Here is a 21,201-nt window from a genome sequence, read left to right on the forward strand (position 1 = left end):
ATCCTTTTTTTATTCCTGCGACAGTTGATTGTTCTTCGTGTTGATCACACCAGACTCAGATGGCTCCGTAACGCTGGCGGTAGGCCGCAACCGCATCTTTGTGCTGGGTCAGTTGAGTATCCGCGCCTTCTGCGGACAGGTAGTCAAACAAGTCATTCAGATTACCGATAGAGACGACAGGCATGTTGTAAGTCTGACTTACTTCCTGCACTGCGGACTGTGCAGAGAGGGCATCATCCTTGCCGGAGCGCTCCATACGGTCGAGTGCGATCAGCACGGCGCATGGCGTAGCACCTGCCGCACGTATCATTTCCACCGATTCACGCACGGAAGTCCCGGCAGAAATCACGTCGTCGATGATGACGACTTTGCCTTTCAGTTCAGCGCCGACAATGGTGCCGCCTTCACCGTGGTCTTTGGCCTCCTTGCGATTGTAGGCAAATGGCACGTTACGACCCCGCGCTGCCAGCGCGACGGCAGTAGCACTGGCCAGCGTGATGCCTTTGTAGGCAGGGCCGAACAGCATGTCGAATTCGACGCCGGAATTAATCAGGGTGTCCGCATAAAATGCAGCCAGTTTGCCGAGATTAGCGCCGTCATTAAACAAGCCTGCGTTAAAAAAATACGGGGAATTACGTCCGGCTTTGGTGACAAAATCACCGAAGCGGATGACGCCGGCATTGACTGAAAATGCAATAAATTCTTGTCTTAAATTGCTCAAAATAGTCTCACTTGATTAATTGGGGATTGCGCAATCAGCCTGCCAGCTTTTTCTTCAGCAATTCATTGACCTGCGCTGGATTGCCTTTGCCTTTGGTTGCTTTCATCGCCTGACCGACCAGCGAGTTGAATGCTTTTTCTTTCCCCGCCCGGTATTCATCGACCGATTGCTGATTCGCTGCCATCACTTCATCGATAATTTTTTCGAGTGCGCCGACATCGGAAATTTGTTTCAAGCCTTTTGCTTCAATCACCTGATCGGCCAGATTGACGTCTACCGATGGTGCTTGCCACATTGCTGCAAACACTTCCTTGGCAATTTTGTTCGAGATCGTGCCATCGGCAATGCGTTGCAACAGCACTGCCAGTTGCGCTGCGCTGACCGGGATGGCGCTGATATCAACGCCTTCACGGTTGAGCGTGGACGCAACATCGCCCATCATCATATTTGCTGCAGGTTTTGCCTGAGCGACGCCAGCCGCTTGTACGACGGCTTCAAAATAGGTTGCGATACCTTTTGATTGCGTCAGGATAGTGGCATCGTATTCAGGTAAGCCGAATTGCTCAATGAAGCGCTGGCGCATTGCCGACGGCAGCTCTGGCATGGTGGCGCGCACTTGCTCGACCCACTCACGGCTGATTTTCAGTGGCGGCAAATCCGGGTCAGGAAAATAGCGATAATCCTGTGAGTCTTCCTTGCTACGCATAGAGCGTGTTTCTTTGCGGTCAGGATCATATAAACGGGTTTCCTGCACCACGGTGCCGCCGTCTTCTATCAATTCAATCTGACGACGCACTTCGATATTGATCGCTTCTTCGAGAAAGCGAAACGAGTTCAGATTCTTGATTTCGCAGCGTGTGCCGAATTCTTTCTGACCGACCGGACGCACGGAAACGTTGGCGTCGCAACGGAAAGAGCCTTCCTGCATATTGCCATCACAGATATCCAGCCACATTACCAGCGAGTGCAATGCCTTTGCATAAGCGACCGCTTCGGTGGCACTGCGCATGACCGGTTCCGTGACGATTTCCAGCAAGGGCGTGCCTGCGCGATTGAGGTCGATGCCTGTCATGCCCTGATAATCTTCGTGCAGGGATTTACCGGCATCTTCTTCCAGATGTGCACGGGTCAGCTCAATGACTTTGACTTCGGATTTACCATCTTTCTCCACCACGCACGACACAGTCCCCCCCTGAACCACGGGGATTTCAAACTGACTGATCTGATAGCCTTTAGGCAGATCGGGATAAAAATAGTTTTTACGGGCGAAGATCGATTCCGGCGCGACGACCGCGCCGACAGCGAGACCAAACTGAATCGCTTTTTCTACCGCACCTTTGTTCATCACCGGCAAGACGCCCGGCAATGCCAGATCGACAGGGCTGGCCTGGGTATTAGGTTCTGCGCCAAATTGAATTGAAGAACCGCTGAATATCTTGGAGTTTGTTTTGAGTTGCGCGTGCGTCTCAAAACCAATAACGACTTCCCATTGCATAATCATTCCTTGTTTCGTTGTTGCATGTGGTGTCAGCAAATGCGCGACACACTTCATCCATCAATCGGATGCTGTCGCTGACACAGGTTGCTGTGTCAGCGACAGCAATGTTTGCTTATTCCGGTGCGCGTTGATGCCAGTCAGTGACTTGCTGATACTGATGCGCGACATTCAATAAACGTGCTTCATCAAAGTAATTGCCTATCAGTTGCAAGCCGACCGGACGTTTTGCATTTTTATCGCCTTGCCCAAAACCGCAAGGGATGGACATGCCTGGCAAACCGGCAAGACTGGTCGATAAAGTAAAAATATCGGCCAGATAGTTAGCGACCGGATCATCGGATTTTGAACCCAGATCCCAGGCAACTGTCGGTGCTACTGGCCCCATAATCACATCGCATTTTTCAAAGGCGGCCGCAAAATCCTGTGCAATCAGGCGGCGGATTTTTTGTGCTTGCAAATAGTAGGCATCGTAGTAACCGTGCGATAAAACATAGGCACCGACCAGAATACGGCGTTTCACTTCCTCACCAAAACCTTCGGTACGCGATTTTTTGTACATGTCGTTGAGGTCTTTGTAGTCGGCGGCGCGGTGGCCGTAACGTACACCATCAAAACGGCTCAGATTCGATGACGCTTCTGCTGGCGCAATGACGTAATAGACCGGAATCGATAACTCAGTTTTTGGCAGCGAGATATCAACCAGTGTCGCGCCAAGTTTTTCGTATTCGGCGAGTGCCGCACGTACCGCCTGTTCCACATCCGGGGCCAGACCTTCACCGAAAAATTCTTTCGGTACGCCAATACGCAGACCTTGGATTGATTTGTTCAGATCACGATTGAAATCTTCCGGTTTGCGATCGAGCGAGGTGGAATCTTTTTCGTCAAAGCCGACCATGGCGTTGAGCAACAGGCCGCAGTCTTCGGCTGTCTGCGCAATCGGTCCGCCCTGATCGAGCGATGAAGCAAACGCGATCATGCCGTAACGGGAAACGCTGCTGTAAGTCGGTTTGATACCGGTGACGCCGCAAAAGGCGGCTGGCTGGCGAATCGAGCCGCCGGTATCTGTACCGCTGGCTGCGGGTGTCAGGCGAGCTGCGATCGCGGCAGCAGAACCGCCGGACGAACCGCCAGGAACCGCGGTTTTATCCCATGGATTTTTGACTGCACCAAAATACGAGTTTTCATTCGCTGAACCCATCGCGAATTCATCGCAATTCAGTTTGCCCAGTGTGACCATGCCTGCTTCAGCCAGTTTTGTGACGACCGTTGCATCGAATGGGCTGACATAGTTTTCCAGCATGCGTGAACCTGCAGTAGAGCGCAGATTTTTTGTTACAAAAATATCTTTATGAGCGATGGGGATGCCGGTCAGCGCGGTGGCATCGCCATTGGCAAGGCGTACATCGGCAGCGGCTGCCTGTTGCAGCGTCAGTGCCGGATCGACATGCAGAAATGCATTCAGATCACTGGCGGCGATACGTTGCAGAAAGTGCTGGGCGAGTTCAGTCGCGGAGATCTGCTTGCTATGCAGCAGTGCGGATAATTGGGCAAGAGTTTTGGTATGCATAGAATCTTTTCCGGGAAGCTTATTCAATGACCTTAGGTACCAGATACAGGCCGTCCTGAGTTGCCGGTGCTGGCTTTTGGTATTCGTCGCGATGATTGGTTTCAGTAACCACATCGTCACGCAGGCGCAGCGCGAGTTCGGGTAACAGGGCACCGATAGGGTGGCTCAGTGGTGCAACGCCAGTGGTATCAACGGCTTTTAATTGTTCCGCCAGTAAAAAAATACCATTCAGCTTATCAAGCGTGGAATTCGCCTCGGACTCGGAAACTTCAAGCTTTGCCAGATTCGCGATGCGGGTAACATCATTAAGTGTCAGTGACATGATTTAAGGGCGCGGCAAGGCGCAAAAGGGTGTCAAAAATAATGCAAAAATATACAAATTCCGATACTGAATTTTTAGGTGTTGGTATCGAGTAAATTTAAGAAGATTATAAGGTAGAATGGCGGGTTAATGCCCTATAAGGTGCGCTAAATCCCCGAAGTTGCTGCGGACTGGCCTCGAATATGAGGATCCGGTTGATGCGGACAGGGTCAAATTTTGATGAAATTTCGTGGAACAGCGATCTGCTTGAGACGCTGTACACACAATTGTTAAATACAGGACAATACATGTTTGGTTTTCTACGTAGCTATTTTTCAAATGATCTGGCAATCGATCTTGGTACTGCAAATACCTTAATTTATGTCCGTAGTCAGGGCATCGTGCTGGATGAGCCTTCTGTGGTGGCGATTCGTCAGGAAGGCGGTCCTAATGGTAAGAAAACCATTCAGGCCGTTGGTAAAGAAGCGAAACAGATGCTGGGCAAAGTGCCCGGCAATATCGAAGCAATCCGCCCGATGAAAGATGGCGTGATCGCTGACTTTACGGTGACTGAGCAGATGCTCAAGCAGTTTATCCGCATGGTGCATGACACCAAATTCTTCAAGCCTTCCCCGCGTATTATCATCTGCGTTCCTTGTGGCTCTACGCAGGTCGAACGTCGCGCGATCCGTGAATCTGCGCTGGGCGCCGGCGCATCTCAGGTATTTTTGATTGAAGAGCCGATGGCGGCGGCGATCGGTGCCGGTTTGCCGGTTTCTGAAGCGACCGGTTCTATGGTGGTGGATATCGGCGGTGGTACGACTGAAGTTGGTATTATCTCGCTCGGCGGTATGGTGTACAAAGGTTCTGTGCGGGTCGGCGGTGATAAATTTGACGAAGCGATTGTCAATTACATCCGTCGTAACTACGGCATGCTGATCGGTGAACAGACTGCGGAAGCAATCAAAAAAGCGATCGGCTCTGCCTTCCCAGGTTCCGAAGTCAAGGAAATGGAAGTCAAAGGTCGCAATTTGTCCGAAGGTATTCCGCGTTCGTTCACCATTTCCAGCAATGAAATTCTGGAAGCGCTGACTGATCCGTTGAACAATATTGTTTCTGCGGTTAAAAACGCGCTGGAACAAACGCCGCCGGAACTTGGTGCCGATATTGCAGAAAAAGGCATGATGCTGACCGGTGGTGGTGCTTTGCTGCGTGATCTGGACCGTTTGCTGATGGAAGAAACGGGTCTGCCGGTGATCGTTGCCGAAGATCCGTTGACTTGCGTGGTGCGCGGTTCGGGCATGGCGCTGGAGCGCATGGATAAATTGGGCTCCATCTTTTCTTACGAATAAAACTCTGAACCAGGCGGGGTGGTATATCACCTCGCCTATGCAGATCAGAGTATGAGCAATACGATCCGGCGAGGCATGAAACCACAATGTATGTGTCTGTGAATGTAATTCATTGTCTTGTCGGTAGGACGCATCAGTTCTGCAGGTAGCAGAGTCGGCATTTATGTCGGCTTTTTGTTTTTTGAGCGCATGCACATAGCCCAGGCTTCTGCTGTGGATAGGTAACCGGTTTCTGACGATTGATATAGTATGGATTACAGTCCGCCACCCCTCTTTAAACAAGGTGCATCTGCACGTGTCAGAGCCGTTTTTTTTACCGTTTTTGCGGTTTTCCTGCTGGTCGTTGATTCCCGTCTGAATACCTTAACGTTTGCCCGCCAGGTATTAGGAACGGTGTTGTACCCAGCACAAATGATGGCAGTGATTCCTGCCGACATTGCGCGGCGGGTGTCACATTATTTTGTGACGCAGACAGATCTCGAAAAAGAGAATTCCCGCCTGAAACGCCAGCAAATCATCAATGCAGATTCTTTGCAGAAAACTGCTCAGCTCCAGTCGGAAAATAATCATTTGCGTAACCTGCTTGGTGCACGTGAACGGTTGCCAGTGAAGTCAGTTCTTGCTGAAATTATTTATGATGCCCGCGATGCCTCAACCAAAAAAGTCATCGTTGACCGGGGTATCAAAGATGGTGTTGCACTGGGCCAGCCAGTTATTGATGATCTCGGTGTGGTGGGGCAGGTCACAAGAGTTTTTCCATTCACGGCTGAAGTGACATTGTTGTCCGATAAAAATCAGGCGATTCCGGTGCAGATACTCAGAAATGGTTTGCGCAGTGTGGCGTATGGACGCGGCAAGTCATCCTACCTTGATATGCGCCTGACCTCGAATGCAGATGTCAAAGTGGGTGATCAGCTTGTGACTTCAGGTATCGATGGTATTTATCCCGCCGGACTGGCGGTAGCGAATGTCGTGCAAGTCGAAAATAAGGCGACGACCACTCTGGAAAACATTTTATGTGCTCCGGTCGCTGGCATAGACAAGAATAAGCAATTGTTGATTCTGCAGGTGTCGACGACCAATCTGCCGCGTCCTGACACCGAAGATGTACGGGCGAAAAAAGAAAAATTCAATCGCAAAGTAACGCGTGACACTGCGCCGCCTGGAAGTGATGTGAAACCGGTCGATCATCAGGCAATCACGCAGACCGACATGAAAGACGCGGTAAAGGAAGTGAAACCTGAAGATAAAAAGGATGCCACAAAATGAATCAGCCCCATTACATTTTGTTGCCAGTTAATTCGCTGTTTATTGCGTTTAGTTTTATTGCTGCTTTTTTTCTGAATTTTTTACCTTGGGGTGGCATCGCTGGCGTGCCGGACTTTGTTGCCCTGGTATTGGTTTTCTGGAGTATTCATCAGCCGCTCAAGGTTGGCATCGGTGTCGCTTTTGCGATGGGGCTGGTGATGGATGTGCATGATGCAATTTATCTTGGTGAAAACGCGCTGGCATATACCTTGTTGTCGTATTTTGCGATCACCATACACCGGCGCGTATTGTGGTTTCATCCTGTGACTCAGTGCCTGCATGTATTTCCGTTATTCCTGTTTGTACAAGGATTGCAGACGGGCGTCCGGCTGTTGATCGCACCAGAGGCACATTTTCCAGGCTGGTTGTATTTCTCTCAGAGTCTGGTGACGACATTGTTGTGGCCGGTAGCAACGCTGATTTTGCTGGCGCCACAACGACGTGCCATCGATAAAGACCATAATCGTCCTATCTGAACCGCTGCGGACGTGCGTCAATAGTGTGCCGCATGTTGCTGAGTAAATTTAAGAAATCATGACTGAACTAAAGAACACCGAGCGCGAGCTTTATCTTTTTCGCCTGCGGCTGATTTTCCTCGGCATATTTGTGCTCGCCTGTTTTTCTGCGTTGGTCACACGTTTTGTCTGGTTACAGATAGTCAAGCATGACGATTACGTTTTACTGGCGGATGAAAACCGTATTGATGTTGTTCCGGTGGTACCTAACCGTGGTCTGATCCTGGACAGAAACGGTGTCATTCTCGCCAGAAATTATTCAGCCTATACGCTGGAGATTACTGCTTCCAAGATCAATCAGGACATGGATGTGCTGATCGATGAGCTGGCGGATTTGGTCGATATTCAGCCTAAGCATCGCAAGCGTTTCCGCAAATTGCTAGAAGATTCCAAGAGCTTTGAAAGTGTTCCTATCCGTACCCGTTTAACCGATGAAGAAGTTGCCCGGTTTACTGCACAACGCTTTCGCTTTCCCGGCGTCGATATACAAGCCCGCTTATTCCGCCAATATCCTCAGGGCGATGTGGCTTCGCATGTAATTGGCTACATTGGTCGTATCAGCACAAAAGATGCTGAAATTATCGATGATATGGAAGACAGTGCGAACTATAACGGGACGGACTATATCGGCAAGGAAGGACTGGAAAAAAGCTACGAAAAGATTTTGCATGGAAGTACCGGGTTTGAAGAGGTGGAAGTCTCCGCCGGTGGTCGTGCCGTGCGCACCTTATCGCGCACGCCGCCGACGTCCGGTAAGAACCTGATTTTGTCGGTCGATATTGAGCTGCAGAAAGTGATTGAAGAAGCATTTGGTGATCGTCGTGGTGCGCTGGTCGCGATTGAACCGGCGACTGGTGACGTATTGGCATTCGTATCCAAACCCACCTATGATCCGAATTTATTTGTCGAAGGAATCGATCAGCAAAGCTGGAATGAGCTTAATACTTCTGAAGACAAGCCGCTGTTAAACCGGCCACTGACCGGAGCCTATCCACCCGGCTCGACGTATAAGCCGTTTATGGCGCTGGCGGCATTGGAGCTGGGCAAACGGACCGCAACGCAGGCGATTGCCGATCCCGGTTTCTTTGCATTCGGTAATCACATTTTCAAAGACGATAAACCCGGTGGTCACGGCATGGTGGATATGTATCGATCGATCGTGCAATCGTGCGATACGTATTACTACATGCTGGCCAATGACATGGGTGTCGATGCGATGCATGATTTTATGAAACCGTTTGGATTTGGTCAAAAAACAGGCATTGATCTTGAACATGAGCGTACCGGTTTGCTGCCGTCGACCGCCTGGAAACGCACAGCATTCAAGAAGCCTGCACAGCAACGCTGGATACCGGGTGACACGATTTCACTGGGCATAGGACAAGGGCAAAATACTTTTACGCCATTACAGATGGCGCATGCAATTGCAACACTGGCCAATAACGGCGTAGTGATGAAGCCGCATCTGGTGAAGATGACGGAAGATCCGCAAACCCGTGCCCGCACGCTGACTGTGCCAAAAGAAAGTTTCCGTATTCCATTGAAACAGGAAAACATCGATTTTATTAAAAATGCGATGGTCGGGGTGGTGAAAGAAGGAACTTCTGCGCGCGTATTCGCGAATGCAGAATATGTATCCGGCGGTAAAACCGGAACAGCGCAGGTCATCAGTATCAAGAAAAATGAAAAGTACGATGCTAAACGGATGGCGGTCAGACATCTGGATCACTCTTTGTACACCGCCTTCGCGCCCGCCGATCAACCTAAAATTGCATTGGCAATTATCGTAGAGAATGGTGGTTTCGGCTCGGAGGCGGCTGCACCGATTGTACGTAAGGCGCTGGATTATTATTTGCTGGGAAAACGCCCTGAGGTTAAGGAAAGTAAAGAGCTTCCGGTGCCAGTACCGAAAGCGCAAAGTGACATGGCTTTGTACCGCTCTGATGCTGAAGTAAAAAATCCGCCAGAGCCAGCCCCGGGCCCGAAACCTGGTGGCGAAACAACTGGGAATAAGGACTGATCATGCATAATTTCGGTGTCTACTGGCGTTCCTTGCGTTCTCGCATCATGGTGTTTGATGCGCCGTTGGCAATCATCATTTTTCTGATTTTATCTTGCGGAGTTGTGACACTGTATTCGGCAGGGATTGATTTCCCAGGCAGGCTTGAAGATCAGTTGCGCAATATCGTCGTGTCATTTGTCATTATGTGGATAGTGGCGAATATTCCACCACGCACGCTGATGCGTTTTGCGATTCCGATTTATAGCTTTGGTGTGGCTTTGCTGATTGCGGTCGCTGTATTTGGCCTGGTAAAAAAAGGCTCGCGCCGCTGGTTGCATATAGGTATAGACATGCAGCCTTCAGAAATGATGAAAATTGCGACACCGCTGATGCTTGCCTGGTATTTCCAGAAAAAAGAAGGCGCATTGCATTTCAAGGATTTTGTCATCGCGACAGTCATACTCGGTGTGCCGGTCGGCCTGATTGCAAGACAACCAGATCTGGGTACTGCATTACTGGTGGTCGCTGCCGGATTCACCGTGATCTTTCTGGCAGGTCTGTCATGGAAAGTTTTATTATCGATCGTCGCTTTTATCGCCGTGGTGACGCCGACAGTGATCTGGCCATACCTGTTACATGATTACCAAAAAGACCGGGTGCTGACTATGCTGGACCCGACGCGGGATCCGTTAGGTAAGGGCTTTCATATTATTCAATCGACGATTGCGGTTGGTTCTGGAGGCGTGACGGGTAAAGGTTTGCTCAAGGGAACACAAGCGCATCTGGAATTTATTCCTGAACGTACGACCGATTTTATCTTTGCCGTTTTTTCAGAAGAATTCGGCTTTATCGGCAATGCTATTCTGGTTAGCTTGTATTTTTTGCTGATCGTTCGCTGCCTGATGATCGCCGCGAATGCCCCAACGATGTTCTCCCGTTTGATGGCCGGTTCAGTGTCTATGATATTCTTTACTTATTCATTCGTGAATATGGGCATGGTGAGTGGAATTTTGCCGGTAGTCGGCGTTCCTTTACCTTTTCTCAGTTACGGCGGCACCGCATTGGTGACCTTGGGAATGGCGGCAGGAATTATGATGAGTGTGCAGCGTAATCGTAAGCTGGTGCAGACATGAAAATTTTCTTTTCTCAATCAGTCAATTTCAGACGACCAGCCTTGCTGCTGGCGTCGGCGTCATCCGTATTGTTAGTCGCTTGCGGCACTGCACCTAAGCAGCCCATCATCATTGCTGATCATCCCCGCCCTGCATCAACCAATAAGTCTGCCACAACGACCGCTCCCGCTCTGCCAAAAGCCAACTCAGGTAGAGGTGGATATTACAAAGACGATGGCCCTGGCGATAATCCACCGGAAGGACTGGAGTTTACGGTGGATCCGATTCCTGTCGTTGAAGATTTCGCCAGGGGAGCTAACCGGCCCTACGTAGTTTTTGGCAAGACCTATACACCGATTATCGACACGACCACGCCTTATGTGCAGCGCGGCGTGGGCAGTTGGTACGGTAAAAAATTTCATGGACAGAAAACGTCTTCCGGTGAACTGTACGATATGTACAAAATTACGGCGGCACATCCTACCTTGCCTATTCCGTCTTATGCCAGAGTAACCAATCTGTCGAATGGAAAGCAGATTATTGTGCGCATCAATGATCGTGGACCATTTCATTCAAGCCGCATTGTCGATTTATCGTATACGGCCGCATTGAAACTGGACATTCTTGGTAAAGGAAGCAGCCAGATTGAAGTCGAGCGCTTACTTCCAGCAGACATTGAGCGTATGGCGGAGAATCGTAAAAATCAGCCTCAGACGACGACAGTGGCTAATGCAAGTAGCGACAATGTCGTCAGACCTGCCGCCGTAGTTCAGGCGGCTTCTGCCCCTGCAAGCAATCAGATGACAATGGAAGAACTGCTGGCTGCGCAGGATAGTCGCCCTGTAGAAAAGCTGAACCCGCCTGTGCAGGCGAGTGGCGGTTATTACCTGCAATTTGGTGCTTATGCAATCCGTTCAAATGCCGAATCGATCATGACCCACCTGAAAAACCGAATCGAGAACCGGTTGCCGGGCTTTGATATTGTGCAGCAAGGAAGTTTGTATCGCCTTGTCAGCGGCCCTTTCAGTAGCCGTTCCGAGGCAATGTCGGCGATTGCACAAGCAGGCGATCTGGGTGTCGGACGCCCGCTGGTTGTGCAGCGTTAGTCTTCTGTTTTCATTTCCAGCGCAAGCTGATACAGGGCATTTTTCTTCAGACCGGTCAGCTGCGCCGCCAATCCTGCAGCCTGTTTGACTGAACATTCTTCCAGCAAAATATTGAGCACGCGGCGCGCTTCGCTATCGTCGTTTCCTTCCGCGACTGGCTTGGCATCGACCAGAATCACATACTCGCCTTTTTCGCGGTGGCTATCGGCACTCAGCCATGCTGGTGCATCGCTCAGCGAACAGCGGTGGATTTCTTCAAACAATTTGGTGAGTTCGCGCGCCAGCACGATCTGTCTCTCACCGCCAAACACAGCGAGCATCGCCTGAACAGTGTCAGTAATACGATGCGGGGCTTCGTAAAAAATCAGCGTTGCATCAGTACTTTCAAGCTTGTGCAGCATGCTGTCGCGTTGTCCTGCTTTTGCCGGTAAAAAGCCGACGAAATAAAAGCGCTCATGCAAGAGCCCGCTGGCGGATAAAGCACTGATAGCGGCAGACGCCCCGGGTAATGGCGTGACATGAATACCGGATTGCTTCAGCACTTCAACGATTTTTGCGCCAGGATCAGAAATCCCCGGCGTACCGGCGTCAGATACCAGCGCAATACGTTCGCCCGCTTGCAGGCGCGCCAGAATTTTGTCTGCGACTTCGCGCTCGTTATGCTGATGTGCTGCAATCAGTGGTTTATTGATACCATAGCGCGAAAATAATTGCGCCGTATTCCGGGTGTCTTCGCAGGCGACCGCATCGACCAGAGAAAGCAGATGCAAGGCCCGTAAAGAAATATCGGCGATATTTCCAATCGGTGTCGCGACTACATATAATGTGCCAGCCGGATATTGTTGTCGGGTGACGGCTTCAATAATGGTGTTGCTCGTGAACAGTGTGGATTCTGTGCTAGTCATACCTGTTCATTCCAATTTAATCAAAACCAGATTGTACGACAATGAGACGTGCGCCGACGCTGTCAGATGCAAACGAAGACAAACGTACCAGTCGTCGCCGTGCTGGCGATGAAGGTGAATTACAGGCGCTGCACTATCTGGAGCAAGCCGGCCTGTGTTTGATACAAAAAAATTTTTTGTGTAAAGGCGGCGAGATTGATCTCATTATGCGCGATGGCGACGGCCTGGTATTTATTGAAGTAAGAACGCGTACTTCCATGCAATTTGGCGGTGCGCTTACCAGCGTGACTCCTGCCAAGCAAAAGAAAATGTGGCATGCTGCCCAGGTTTTTCTGCTTCAACAGAGCGGGCAACCTGCATGTCGTTTCGATGTTGTTGCGATTGATGCGGGTAAAATCCATTGGTTACAAAACGTAATTCTAGGCTAGTCCCTGCCTTATAATCTGACACACTATGACAAATCAACTAAACCAACGTATCTTGGCGCACTTTCAAGAAAGTGCTGAATTAAAAATCCAGGCTGCCAACGAACTGGCCGTGCCTATTTCACAGGCAGTGGAACTCATGTTTCTGGCACTGTCTAACGGTAACAAAATCCTGGCATGCGGCAATGGCGGTTCGGCTGCAGATTGTCAGCATTTTGCGGCCGAGTTAGTTGGGCGGTTTGAACGTGAACGTTTGCCTTTACCGGCGATGGCGCTGACGACAGATACCTCCATCATGACTGCGGTTGCGAATGATTACAGCTTTCAGGAAGTATTTTCTAAACAGGTACAGGCGTTTGGTCAGTCCGGTGATATTTTGCTGGCGATTTCGACTTCCGGTAATTCAGTCAGTGTGGTGAATGCAATCAATGCTGCTCTTGAGCGCGATATGCGTATCGTTGCCTTTACCGGAAAAGGCGGTGGTGAAATTAAGAAGTTGTTAAGCGAAGCGGATGTACATATCTGTGTTCCGCATGACCGTACTGCGCGGATTCAGGAAGTGCATTTGTTAACGATACATTGTATTTGCGATGGCATTGATGCCGCGCTATTTGGAGGTGATGCAGATGATTAAAAAAAACTGGAACGGATTGAGCCGTACTCTTGCCACTGTCAGTCTGTGCTGTGCTGCGGCGATGAGCCTGCAGGGATGCGTCGAACTGGTCGTTGGCAGCGCGGTGATGGGGACTTTTGCCGCAAGTGATCGTCGTACATTCGGCGCACAGACTGAAGATAAAGCGATCGTCATCAAAGGCGAAACTCGTCTTGCCAGATCTCTCGGAGATACTGCGCATGTGAATGTGAATTCTTTTAATCGCCGTGTGTTGCTGACGGGTGAAGTCGCCGATGAGCAAACCAAAGCTGCTGCAGAGCGTGAGTTGCGTGGGGTGGAAGGTGTTTTATCTGTGATGAATGAAATTCAGATATCCGGTATTTCCAATTTCTCCGCGCGTTCAAACGATGCGCTGATTACGACTAAAGTAAAAGCGTCTCTGGTTGACACTAAAGATTTGTATGCGAATGCGTTTAAGGTCGTTACCGAGGGGAGCGTTGTCTATCTGCTGGGGCGTGTTACGCAGCGTGAAGGCAATCAGGCAGCTGAGGTTGCGGCCAGCGTCGGCGGGGTCCGTAAAGTCGTGAAGGTGCTGGAATACATCAGTGAAGAAGAACTCAAAGCGATGACAGTTCAGCCGAATAAGACGGAAAAGACAGAAACCAATAATTAAGTGAAACAAACCGGCGAATTTTCGCTGGTTTTTTATTTTTATCCGGAGAAATTATGATTGCTTTACTCGTTCTGTTGGTCATTATCGCGGTTATCGTATTCTGGGTTATCGGTGTGTATAACCGTCTGGTCAGCTTGCGTAATCGCTTTAAAAATGCGTTCGCGCAGATCGATGTGCAACTGAAACGCCGCTATGATCTGATCCCGAATCTGGTCGAAGTCGCTAAAGGCTATATGAAGCATGAGCGGGAGACGCTGGAAGCCGTGATTGCAGCGCGGAACCAGGCAGTGACTGCAAACAGTAAAGCGGTGGTGGATCCATCAGATGCCGCATCGGTACAGCAACTCGCTGCAGCGGAAGGGACACTGACTGCCTCGCTCGGGAAAATGTTTGCCCTGTCTGAAGCTTATCCTGATCTCAAAGCGAATGAGAACATGATACAACTGACCGAAGAGCTGACCAGCACAGAAAATAAAATTGCGTTCGCCCGTCAGGCTTACAACGACAGCGTCATGCAATACAACACCGGCATAGAGCAGTTCCCCGGTTCAGTGATTGCAAATTCTTTCGGCTTTAAAGCTGGTGAATTATTACAGGCAACCGAATCCGCTGAAGAGCGTAAAGCGGTCAAAGTTTCTTTTTGATTTCATATCGCCTGGCTCGTAACCGATATGGATTTTTTTGAGCAGCAGGATCAGGCACACCGCCAGACCAGAAAATTATTGTTTCTGTTTCTGTTGGCGGTGATTGCCATAGTCATTACTGTTAATGTCAGTCTGGCGCTGATCTGGTCCTGGGGTTTTGGCGGAGCGCACGGCTCGGTTGCTCCGGCATATCCTCGTGGATTTTTTTTCGTCAATACCTTTGTGACCTTGCTGTTCATCGCTGGGGGAACCTTGTTTGAAACCTGGCGTCTGCGCGACGGAGGCGATGCGGTTGCCAAAATGGCTGGCGGCAGATTGGTTATGCCGTCGTCGACCGATGTGCGGGAGCGTCGCTTACTGAACATCGTTGAAGAGATGGCCTTGGCATCGGGCATCGCCTGCCCGCGTGTATACATTCTGGATAACGAAGACGCGATCAACGCTTTTGCCGCTGGCTATCACCAGAATGAAGCGGTTGTCGCTGTGACGCAGGGAACCTTATCCCGACTCAGCAGGGATGAGCTGCAAGGCGTGATAGGGCATGAATTCAGCCATATTCTGAATGGCGATATGCGCATGAATATCAAGCTGATCGGGATCTTATTCGGCATACAGATGATCGCTGGCCTGGGACAGGAATTACTCTATTGGGGCACGCGTTTCGGCAGTTCTCGCAGTCGCGACGATAAAGGCCCGCCGCTGCAAATCATTATGCTGGCGGTTGGCGCTGCACTGTTTGTAATCGGTTACGTCGGTATTTTTTTTGGTCGCCTGATTAAATCTGCAGTGTCGCGTCAGCGTGAATTTCTGGCCGATGCGAGTGCAGTGCAATTCACGCGCAATCCTGATGGGATAGGCGGCGCCTTGCGTAAGATCGGTGGGCTGACTGCGGTCAATCATTGTGGTTCGCGCATTGATAACCCGCACGCGGAACAACTTTCCCATTTATTTCTTGGTGCTGCCCGGCCACAATTGTTGTCCGGTTTGTTTGCAACGCATCCACCGCTGGAAGAGCGTTTAAAACGTGTTTATGGCAGAAACGTGGCATTTCTTGATGCCAGTGTGATGTCAGAGGATACTGCGGCGCAGAAAGAGTTACCAGAGGGTGTGTATGGCTTTGGCTCACGTAACGTCGAGGCGATGCGGCAGGCGGCGACTCCGTCACAATCAGCGATAAATATGAATAGCGCTCAGCAACCGGGCATCGTTTCTGCACAGACTGACGAACGGCGTAAGATGAGCTTCAGCCCTGTGCTGCTGCAGGCCGCACGTGATACGCAATCAGCTTGCGCCCTCGTGTATGCAATGCTGCTGGATCGCAATCAGTCTGAAGCCTTCGTTGTGCAACAGAACCTGATCAGTCAGGTAGCAAATTCTCAGGCAAATCTGGCGCAACAATATCTGCTTGAAATCGAAGCGATGAAGAACAGCGTTCGCTTGCCTTTGCTGGATCTGGCAATGCCGGCTTTAAAACTGCTTACAACGCCGGAAAGAGCGCAGTTGTTGTCAGTGGCAGCCAAGTTGATTGCGGCTGATCAGCGCATGACGCAAGCCGAATTTGTCGTGCTGGCTGTGTTAGAGCGTCGCCTTGGTTCGCAGGCCGGGCGTTCGGTTCCCGTGCGCTACGCGAATGTCGCAGCGTTGCGTTCAGAGGTCTGTTTATTATTATCTCTGGTGGCGCACAGCCATACTCAGCAAAATATCGCGGAGGCCGCATTTATGCGCGCTGCTGCTATTTTGCCTGAGCTGGAATTCAATGCGATAGACTTGATGGCAACGGCCTCTTCAGATTTTTTTGACGTCAGGCAGGCACTGGAAAAAATACATCAGTTGGCTCCACTCGCCAAACCCTTCCTGATACGTGCGATGCTTGCTGCTGCAGCACGTGCACCGGATGTCCACATCGAAGCGCCGGTTGCTGATTTATTGCGCGGTGTTTGCGCTGCGATTGATGCGCCAGTGCCGGAAGCAGTTGTCAATGCCGGTGGCAATAGCAGTAACTGACAAATAAGAAAAGCCGGTAAGCACTGCGCGTTTCAGTGCTTACCGGCTTTCCCGTATTTATTTGCAGATATTTCCTGAGATGATGTCAGGTGCGCCCGACGATCGATGCCGTCGCCATTAATTCATCTATCAGTGACAGCAGCATTTTCCCGGACATCCCATGTGGATCTAACACCGGCAACGGTGAATATTTCAGCAGAATAGATGGGTTAATTTTGCTCATATTCGCCTGTCCCATAGTCCAGCAGGCATAGCGACGTTCTGTGATTTCTTCGTAATCAAGCAACATCACATCTTTATGGCGCGGGTCGCGCAAGATATGACCGTATAAGGTATTGACCGCCTCACGCCCGCCTTCCAGTACTTGCATGAACACTTGGTCAGTATGGCACAGTACACCAGTGATGCCATTCGCCGGATTATGCAGACGTGATTGCTGCATAATCAGTTGGACGGTATCGCAAGTTTTTTCATCAACGGCACGGCTGGCATATAGCAGGCGGACTAACATGATCTTTCCTGTCTGGATTAACGTTTAATGAGGGATAAAAATTCGCGGCGCAGATTCGGGTCTTTCAAAAACGATCCGTGCATGACGCTGTTAATCATCTTTGCTTCGGTGTCTTTCACACCGCGCCAGTGCATGCAGAAATGATCGGCTTCCATGACGACGGCAAGGCCATCCGGCTGCATTTTTTCTTGCAGCGCATCTGCCAGTTGTACGACAGCTTCTTCCTGTATCTGCGGGCGACTCATGATCCATTCCGCAATCCGCGCATACTTGGATAAACCGATCAGATTGGAATGCTCATTCGGCATCACACCAATCCATACTTTCCCCATGATCGGACACAGATGATGAGAGCATGCGCTGCGCACGGTAATCGGGCCGATGATCATCAATTCATTCAGATGTGACGCATTCGGAAATTCGGTCACCGAAGGCATAGGGACATAGCGGCCTCCAAAGACTTCATTGATGAACATTTTAGCGACGCGGCGTCCGGTATCCTGAGTATTGTGATCGCTTTCGGTATCAATCACCAGGCTCTGCAATACCGCGCGCATTTTTTCCTCGACTTCCGCCTGCAGTTCCGCAAGCTCACCAGGCTCAATAAAGCGGGCGATGTTATCGTTGGCATGGAAGCGCGTTTTACTCGCTTGTATCCGTTCACGGATGCGTTGCGAGACGGGGATATTGACCGCCTTGTAAGCGATGGAGGTATCGTTAGACATTGCAGTATTCCTATCAGGAAGGCTGATTACTCGAACGCGTATGGTAACTGAATTCATTCAAGCTTGTTTTTTCCTGCTGCAATTTCCGCTTTCCATTGCGGCAGACAGGAAGGGCACAAACAACTGGCATTGGCGGGAATTTTCCCATCCGGAAAACAAGAGAAATCTACTGGTGGCAGAGCGGTGCACCAACACTCCTGCCTTGTATTGTCAGCCATTGCGCAGGTGAATTCTGTATGACAACGCTGGCAAATGCTCATGCTGATTTCCTTTTATTAATTGATCCGCTGCTAAAGTCATGCGTTCGGGGTGAATTGGCCATCGGTTCGCCTGCATAATCCTGTAAAATCCGGGATAACCGAATAAACCTTTCATGATCTTCAGGATACCGTCATTATGAGCGATTTGAACGCAAACCCAGCAGCAGAAGCAGAAGATAAATTAGCCGGTGTCGAGCCAGTGATTAAAGCCGAAATTCTGGCTGAGGCGTTGCCTTATATCCGCAAGTTTCATGGAAAAACCATCGTCGTTAAATACGGCGGTAACGCGATGACAGAAGAGCGCCTGAAACATGGTTTTGCACGTGATGTGATTTTGTTGAAGCTGGTCGGCATGAATCCTGTGGTGGTGCATGGTGGTGGTCCGCAAATCGATAACGCACTGAAAAAAATGGGTAAGCAGGGCACTTTTATACAGGGCATGCGTATTACCGATGATGAAACGATGGAAGTCGTTGAGTGGGTGCTTGGTGGTGAAGTTCAGCAAGATATCGTGATGCTGATTAACCACTACGGAGGTCAGGCTGTTGGTCTGACTGGTAAAGACGGTGGCCTGATCCGTGCCCGCAAAATGATGATGCCGGATAGGGAAAATCCGGGAGAAATGCTGGATATCGGTTTTGTCGGTGAAATCGATGCAATCAATCCGGCCGTTGTGAAAGCCTTGCAGGACGATGCTTTCATTCCGATTATTTCTCCTATCGGTTTTGGTGACGACGGTCAGGCTTATAACATCAACGCTGATCTGGTGGCAGGCAAGATCGCTGAAATTCTGAAAGCAGAGAAGTTGATCATGATGACCAACATTCCTGGTGTGCTGGATAAGCAAGGCAATCTGGTCACCGATTTGTCGGCGCGTGAGATTGATGAGATGTTTGCGGATGGCACCATTTCCGGCGGTATGCTGCCGAAGATATCGTCAGCACTGGACGCCGCCAAATCTGGCGTCAATACGGTGCATATTATTGATGGCCGCATTGAGCACTCGTTGTTATTGGAAGTGCTGACTGAGCAGGCTTTCGGCACCATGATCCGCAGTCATTAATCCGGATGACTATCCTTCGTCTGTCTTTGCGATTGCAGGCATGAGGCGGCGTGCGTCGCAGCGGGTCTGGCTATTTGATCTGGATAACACCCTGCACAATGCCTCACATGCGATTTTCCCGCAGATTAATCTGAACATGAATGCCTACATCGCCCGTTTGTTGGGTGATGCTGGCAAACCGGCAGATGAGGCGACTGTCAACGCATTGCGGCTGGACTATTATCTGCGCTATGGCGTGACGATGATGGGGCTCGTCAGACATCATGGCGTTCAGGCAGAAGAGTTTTTGCAGCATGCGCATACCTTCCATGATTTGCCATCCATGATCCGTTCTCAGCGTGGCCTTGCCCGTTGTTTGCGCACGCTGCCCGGTAAGAAAATTTTGCTGACGAATGCACCAGCGCATTATTCCCGCCGGGTGTTAATGCATCTGAATCTGCACCGACAATTCATGCAGCATATTCCGGTGGAGGAAATGCGTGTCCATGGAAAATTGCAGCCTAAACCATCACGTTCTTTTTTGCGTAAATTTCTGGCAAAAAACCGCCTGCGTGCTTCGCAATGTATTCTGGTTGAAGACAGCATTGATAATCTGCGTGCCGCTAAAAAAGAAGGCTTGCAGACAGTTTGGGTGCACGGATACATTCCGCCGCAGCAGCGAAAAATTACGCATCTTCGACCACGCGCTGCTTGCATCGATGTGCAGTTACGCTCCGTGCAGCGCTTACTGAAGTGCAGAAGGCTGCGATAAATTAGCATTTATAGATGATAAATAGCTATTTTTAGTTACATTTTGCAAGAATATGCGTGTTTGCTTATATCTGTTATATAAATAAAAAATGCCCAAATTTTGTGCAGGTGCACAAAGAAGCGATTACAATACAGCCTTAAAATTTTCCGTGTGGAAATTGTGGGTCGCCGGATAAACTAATTTATCCCCTTCGTTATTCCCTCCGCGTTCAACGCCATCCCGCCAGTTCCATTTCCTTAAACCGTTTGCCAGGTGTTACCCGGTAGGCGGCTGTATTTTTATTGATTGTATAAAGATGATATTTCGTATTCTGTTTCTGAGTATTTTCAGTGTTTTTTTGAGTTTGAATTCTATTTCTATCGCTGCGCCTGTCACTGGTCCTGCGCTGCGTCTGCTGGTTCAGGAAGGTACTTCCAGCAGCGGCGAATCTGAGTACAGTTCGAAAAAATATCAGCAACTTGCCACGGTTCTTGGTACTTACCTGAAGCGTGAAATACAGGTAACAGGACTATCTCCTTTGCGTCAGTACGATGCGGACGCGATACGTCAGGGTGATATTCTGATTGCCCGCCCGAATGCGGTTGCCGGAATGGCGATCCAGACTTTAGGTTTTGTCCCAGTTGTTGCCCTTGATTCGGGCATCAAAAGTCAGATGACACTGGTTGGACCGGCCAGCCTGAAAAAGAATTTTAAGTCGCCTGATGAACTGAAAAAACTGCGCTTTGCGATGCCACCTGCGGACAGTGAAGTGACACGTCAGGCATTGCGTCTGCTTGCTGGTATGGGATTCAAACCGGAGACAAGCAATGTGTACAACGTACAATTACAGGCAACAATTCCTTTTGCCTTAGAAAACAAACTGGCGGACGTCGGTGTGGTGAAATCGGATTCCACGGTTGCGCCTAAACTGGCGGCTGCGGGTTACGTTGTTCTGGCTGAAGGTGAGAAGGCAGCGCCGTGGGTGATGTTGGCGAATAAAAAACTGGGCGCTGAACTGATTGATCAGATCCGTGTTGCGATGACGGGTATGATGTCGAATGCTGAACATAAAGCTGCATTGCAAGGTATTCGTGTGCAAAATGTTGTTGAGGCAGATCCGCAGCCATATGTGAATGCGTACAATCGTTATAACGGTAAATAAGACC

Annotated in this window: 22 protein-coding genes; 14 read left to right on the forward strand and 8 right to left on the reverse strand. The window is 50.0% G+C overall.

The features are described from left to right. Positions 1-55: 55 nt before the first annotated feature. From pyrE to gatC, 4 genes are all read right to left on the reverse strand, one after another. A complete protein-coding gene (gene pyrE / locus H8K26_RS13690) occupies positions 56-721 on the reverse strand; it encodes an orotate phosphoribosyltransferase (protein ID WP_190480294.1) in 666 nt (221 codons plus the stop codon). 34 nt (positions 722-755) lie between these two features. Further along, on the reverse strand, positions 756-2,222 hold the full coding sequence (gene gatB / locus H8K26_RS13695; protein WP_390366861.1) for an Asp-tRNA(Asn)/Glu-tRNA(Gln) amidotransferase subunit GatB: 1,467 nt from the start codon (positions 2,220-2,222) through the stop codon (positions 756-758). 109 nt (positions 2,223-2,331) lie between these two features. After that, positions 2,332-3,786, reverse strand: a complete 1,455-nt coding sequence (gene gatA / locus H8K26_RS13700; RefSeq protein WP_190480298.1) for an Asp-tRNA(Asn)/Glu-tRNA(Gln) amidotransferase subunit GatA — start codon at positions 3,784-3,786, stop codon at positions 2,332-2,334. A gap of 19 nt (positions 3,787-3,805) precedes the next feature. After that, positions 3,806-4,108 carry an Asp-tRNA(Asn)/Glu-tRNA(Gln) amidotransferase subunit GatC gene (gene gatC, locus H8K26_RS13705; RefSeq protein WP_186884352.1) on the reverse strand — a complete coding sequence of 101 codons (303 nt, stop codon included), beginning with the start codon at positions 4,106-4,108 and terminating at the stop codon, positions 3,806-3,808. A gap of 287 nt (positions 4,109-4,395) precedes the next feature. On the opposite strand from gatC, the gene H8K26_RS13710 reads away from it, so the two are divergent. The 6 genes from H8K26_RS13710 to H8K26_RS13735 all read left to right on the forward strand — a co-directional run bounded on the left by H8K26_RS13710 (position 4,396) and on the right by H8K26_RS13735 (position 11,482). Beyond that, positions 4,396-5,439: a rod shape-determining protein gene (locus H8K26_RS13710; protein ID WP_186884353.1), complete on the forward strand. Its 1,044-nt coding sequence runs from the start codon at positions 4,396-4,398 to the stop codon at positions 5,437-5,439. Between the two features lie 249 nt (positions 5,440-5,688). Next, the gene (gene mreC / locus H8K26_RS13715) at positions 5,689-6,708 is read left to right on the forward strand and encodes a rod shape-determining protein MreC (protein ID WP_190480300.1); all 1,020 of its coding nucleotides are present in this window, start codon (positions 5,689-5,691) and stop codon (positions 6,706-6,708) included. Further along, positions 6,705-7,223: a rod shape-determining protein MreD gene (mreD, locus tag H8K26_RS13720; RefSeq protein WP_190480301.1), complete on the forward strand. Its 519-nt coding sequence runs from the start codon at positions 6,705-6,707 to the stop codon at positions 7,221-7,223. The genes mreC and mreD overlap by 4 nt, the downstream gene beginning before the upstream one ends. A gap of 58 nt (positions 7,224-7,281) precedes the next feature. After that, entirely contained in the window at positions 7,282-9,282 is a 2,001-nt protein-coding gene (mrdA, locus tag H8K26_RS13725) for a penicillin-binding protein 2 (RefSeq protein ID WP_186884356.1), read from the forward strand. 2 nt (positions 9,283-9,284) lie between these two features. Then, positions 9,285-10,397, forward strand: a complete 1,113-nt coding sequence (gene rodA / locus H8K26_RS13730; RefSeq protein WP_186884357.1) for a rod shape-determining protein RodA — start codon at positions 9,285-9,287, stop codon at positions 10,395-10,397. Then, positions 10,394-11,482, forward strand: coding sequence for a septal ring lytic transglycosylase RlpA family protein (locus H8K26_RS13735; protein ID WP_190480303.1), 1,089 nt, complete (start codon positions 10,394-10,396; stop codon positions 11,480-11,482). The genes rodA and H8K26_RS13735 overlap by 4 nt, the downstream gene beginning before the upstream one ends. Here H8K26_RS13735 and rsmI read toward each other — a convergent pair. Further along, entirely contained in the window at positions 11,479-12,387 is a 909-nt protein-coding gene (gene rsmI / locus H8K26_RS13740) for a 16S rRNA (cytidine(1402)-2'-O)-methyltransferase (protein WP_190480305.1), read from the reverse strand. The genes H8K26_RS13735 and rsmI overlap by 4 nt on opposite strands. 41 nt (positions 12,388-12,428) lie before the next feature. On the opposite strand from rsmI, the gene H8K26_RS13745 reads away from it, so the two are divergent. The 5 genes from H8K26_RS13745 to H8K26_RS13765 are packed head-to-tail and all read left to right on the forward strand — an operon-like array spanning position 12,429 to position 16,746. Beyond that, entirely contained in the window at positions 12,429-12,815 is a 387-nt protein-coding gene (locus tag H8K26_RS13745) for a YraN family protein (RefSeq protein WP_190480307.1), read from the forward strand. Positions 12,816-12,840: 25 nt separating this feature from the next. After that, positions 12,841-13,446 (forward strand): phosphoheptose isomerase, encoded by a 606-nt coding sequence (locus H8K26_RS13750; protein WP_190480309.1) that lies wholly within the window; start codon positions 12,841-12,843, stop codon positions 13,444-13,446. Next, positions 13,433-14,098: a BON domain-containing protein gene (locus tag H8K26_RS13755; protein ID WP_186884362.1), complete on the forward strand. Its 666-nt coding sequence runs from the start codon at positions 13,433-13,435 to the stop codon at positions 14,096-14,098. The genes H8K26_RS13750 and H8K26_RS13755 overlap by 14 nt, the downstream gene beginning before the upstream one ends. A 53-nt stretch (positions 14,099-14,151) precedes the next feature. After that, the gene (locus H8K26_RS13760) at positions 14,152-14,742 is read left to right on the forward strand and encodes a LemA family protein (protein ID WP_186897643.1); all 591 of its coding nucleotides are present in this window, start codon (positions 14,152-14,154) and stop codon (positions 14,740-14,742) included. A gap of 27 nt (positions 14,743-14,769) precedes the next feature. Further along, positions 14,770-16,746, forward strand: coding sequence for a M48 family metallopeptidase (locus H8K26_RS13765; RefSeq protein WP_190480311.1), 1,977 nt, complete (start codon positions 14,770-14,772; stop codon positions 16,744-16,746). Between the two features lie 85 nt (positions 16,747-16,831). Here the strand turns inward: H8K26_RS13765 and H8K26_RS13770 are convergent, their stop codons facing one another. Genes H8K26_RS13770 through H8K26_RS13780 form a run of 3 tightly spaced genes read right to left on the reverse strand, consistent with a single transcriptional unit; the run spans position 16,832 to position 18,242 of the window. Continuing rightward, positions 16,832-17,257 carry a BLUF domain-containing protein gene (locus tag H8K26_RS13770; protein WP_186884365.1) on the reverse strand — a complete coding sequence of 142 codons (426 nt, stop codon included), beginning with the start codon at positions 17,255-17,257 and terminating at the stop codon, positions 16,832-16,834. A gap of 17 nt (positions 17,258-17,274) precedes the next feature. Further along, positions 17,275-17,982 (reverse strand): GTP cyclohydrolase I, encoded by a 708-nt coding sequence (gene folE, locus H8K26_RS13775; RefSeq protein WP_186897645.1) that lies wholly within the window; start codon positions 17,980-17,982, stop codon positions 17,275-17,277. A gap of 53 nt (positions 17,983-18,035) precedes the next feature. Further along, positions 18,036-18,242, reverse strand: coding sequence for a cysteine-rich CWC family protein (locus tag H8K26_RS13780; RefSeq protein WP_190480313.1), 207 nt, complete (start codon positions 18,240-18,242; stop codon positions 18,036-18,038). Positions 18,243-18,378: 136 nt separating this feature from the next. On the opposite strand from H8K26_RS13780, the gene argB reads away from it, so the two are divergent. The 3 genes from argB (at position 18,379) to H8K26_RS13795 (ending at position 21,197) form a co-directional block, all read left to right on the forward strand. Then, positions 18,379-19,305 carry an acetylglutamate kinase gene (argB, locus tag H8K26_RS13785; protein WP_223827036.1) on the forward strand — a complete coding sequence of 309 codons (927 nt, stop codon included), beginning with the start codon at positions 18,379-18,381 and terminating at the stop codon, positions 19,303-19,305. Between the two features lie 40 nt (positions 19,306-19,345). Beyond that, positions 19,346-20,056, forward strand: coding sequence for a pyrimidine 5'-nucleotidase (locus H8K26_RS13790; RefSeq protein ID WP_190480315.1), 711 nt, complete (start codon positions 19,346-19,348; stop codon positions 20,054-20,056). A 337-nt stretch (positions 20,057-20,393) separates the two neighbouring features. Further along, positions 20,394-21,197 carry a PhnD/SsuA/transferrin family substrate-binding protein gene (locus H8K26_RS13795; protein WP_190480317.1) on the forward strand — a complete coding sequence of 268 codons (804 nt, stop codon included), beginning with the start codon at positions 20,394-20,396 and terminating at the stop codon, positions 21,195-21,197. Positions 21,198-21,201: the final 4 nt, after the last annotated feature.

Source organism: Cognatundibacterium aquatile, from assembly GCF_014699135.1.
Taxonomy (GTDB): domain Bacteria; phylum Pseudomonadota; class Gammaproteobacteria; order Burkholderiales; family Burkholderiaceae_D; genus Undibacterium; species Undibacterium aquatile.

Bases quoted from the DNA above. Each gene is read 5' to 3' on its own strand.
- gatB (WP_390366861.1), bottom strand. From the start codon at position 2,222: ATGATTATGCAATGGGAAGTCGTTATTGGTTTTGAGACGCACGCGCAA.
- gatA (WP_190480298.1), bottom strand. From the start codon at position 3,786: ATGCATACCAAAACTCTTGCCCAATTATCCGCACTGCTGCATAGCAAG.
- gatC (WP_186884352.1), bottom strand. From the start codon at position 4,108: ATGTCACTGACACTTAATGATGTTACCCGCATCGCGAATCTGGCAAAG.
- H8K26_RS13710 (WP_186884353.1), top strand. From the start codon at position 4,396: ATGTTTGGTTTTCTACGTAGCTATTTTTCAAATGATCTGGCAATCGAT.
- mreC (WP_190480300.1), top strand. From the start codon at position 5,689: ATGGATTACAGTCCGCCACCCCTCTTTAAACAAGGTGCATCTGCACGT.
- mreD (WP_190480301.1), top strand. From the start codon at position 6,705: ATGAATCAGCCCCATTACATTTTGTTGCCAGTTAATTCGCTGTTTATT.
- mrdA (WP_186884356.1), top strand. From the start codon at position 7,282: ATGACTGAACTAAAGAACACCGAGCGCGAGCTTTATCTTTTTCGCCTG.
- rodA (WP_186884357.1), top strand. From the start codon at position 9,285: ATGCATAATTTCGGTGTCTACTGGCGTTCCTTGCGTTCTCGCATCATG.
- H8K26_RS13735 (WP_190480303.1), top strand. From the start codon at position 10,394: ATGAAAATTTTCTTTTCTCAATCAGTCAATTTCAGACGACCAGCCTTG.
- rsmI (WP_190480305.1), bottom strand. From the start codon at position 12,387: ATGACTAGCACAGAATCCACACTGTTCACGAGCAACACCATTATTGAA.
- H8K26_RS13745 (WP_190480307.1), top strand. From the start codon at position 12,429: ATGAGACGTGCGCCGACGCTGTCAGATGCAAACGAAGACAAACGTACC.
- H8K26_RS13750 (WP_190480309.1), top strand. From the start codon at position 12,841: ATGACAAATCAACTAAACCAACGTATCTTGGCGCACTTTCAAGAAAGT.
- H8K26_RS13755 (WP_186884362.1), top strand. From the start codon at position 13,433: ATGCAGATGATTAAAAAAAACTGGAACGGATTGAGCCGTACTCTTGCC.
- H8K26_RS13760 (WP_186897643.1), top strand. From the start codon at position 14,152: ATGATTGCTTTACTCGTTCTGTTGGTCATTATCGCGGTTATCGTATTC.
- H8K26_RS13765 (WP_190480311.1), top strand. From the start codon at position 14,770: ATGGATTTTTTTGAGCAGCAGGATCAGGCACACCGCCAGACCAGAAAA.
- H8K26_RS13770 (WP_186884365.1), bottom strand. From the start codon at position 17,257: ATGTTAGTCCGCCTGCTATATGCCAGCCGTGCCGTTGATGAAAAAACT.
- folE (WP_186897645.1), bottom strand. From the start codon at position 17,982: ATGTCTAACGATACCTCCATCGCTTACAAGGCGGTCAATATCCCCGTC.
- H8K26_RS13780 (WP_190480313.1), bottom strand. From the start codon at position 18,242: ATGAGCATTTGCCAGCGTTGTCATACAGAATTCACCTGCGCAATGGCT.
- argB (WP_223827036.1), top strand. From the start codon at position 18,379: ATGAGCGATTTGAACGCAAACCCAGCAGCAGAAGCAGAAGATAAATTA.
- H8K26_RS13790 (WP_190480315.1), top strand. From the start codon at position 19,346: ATGAGGCGGCGTGCGTCGCAGCGGGTCTGGCTATTTGATCTGGATAAC.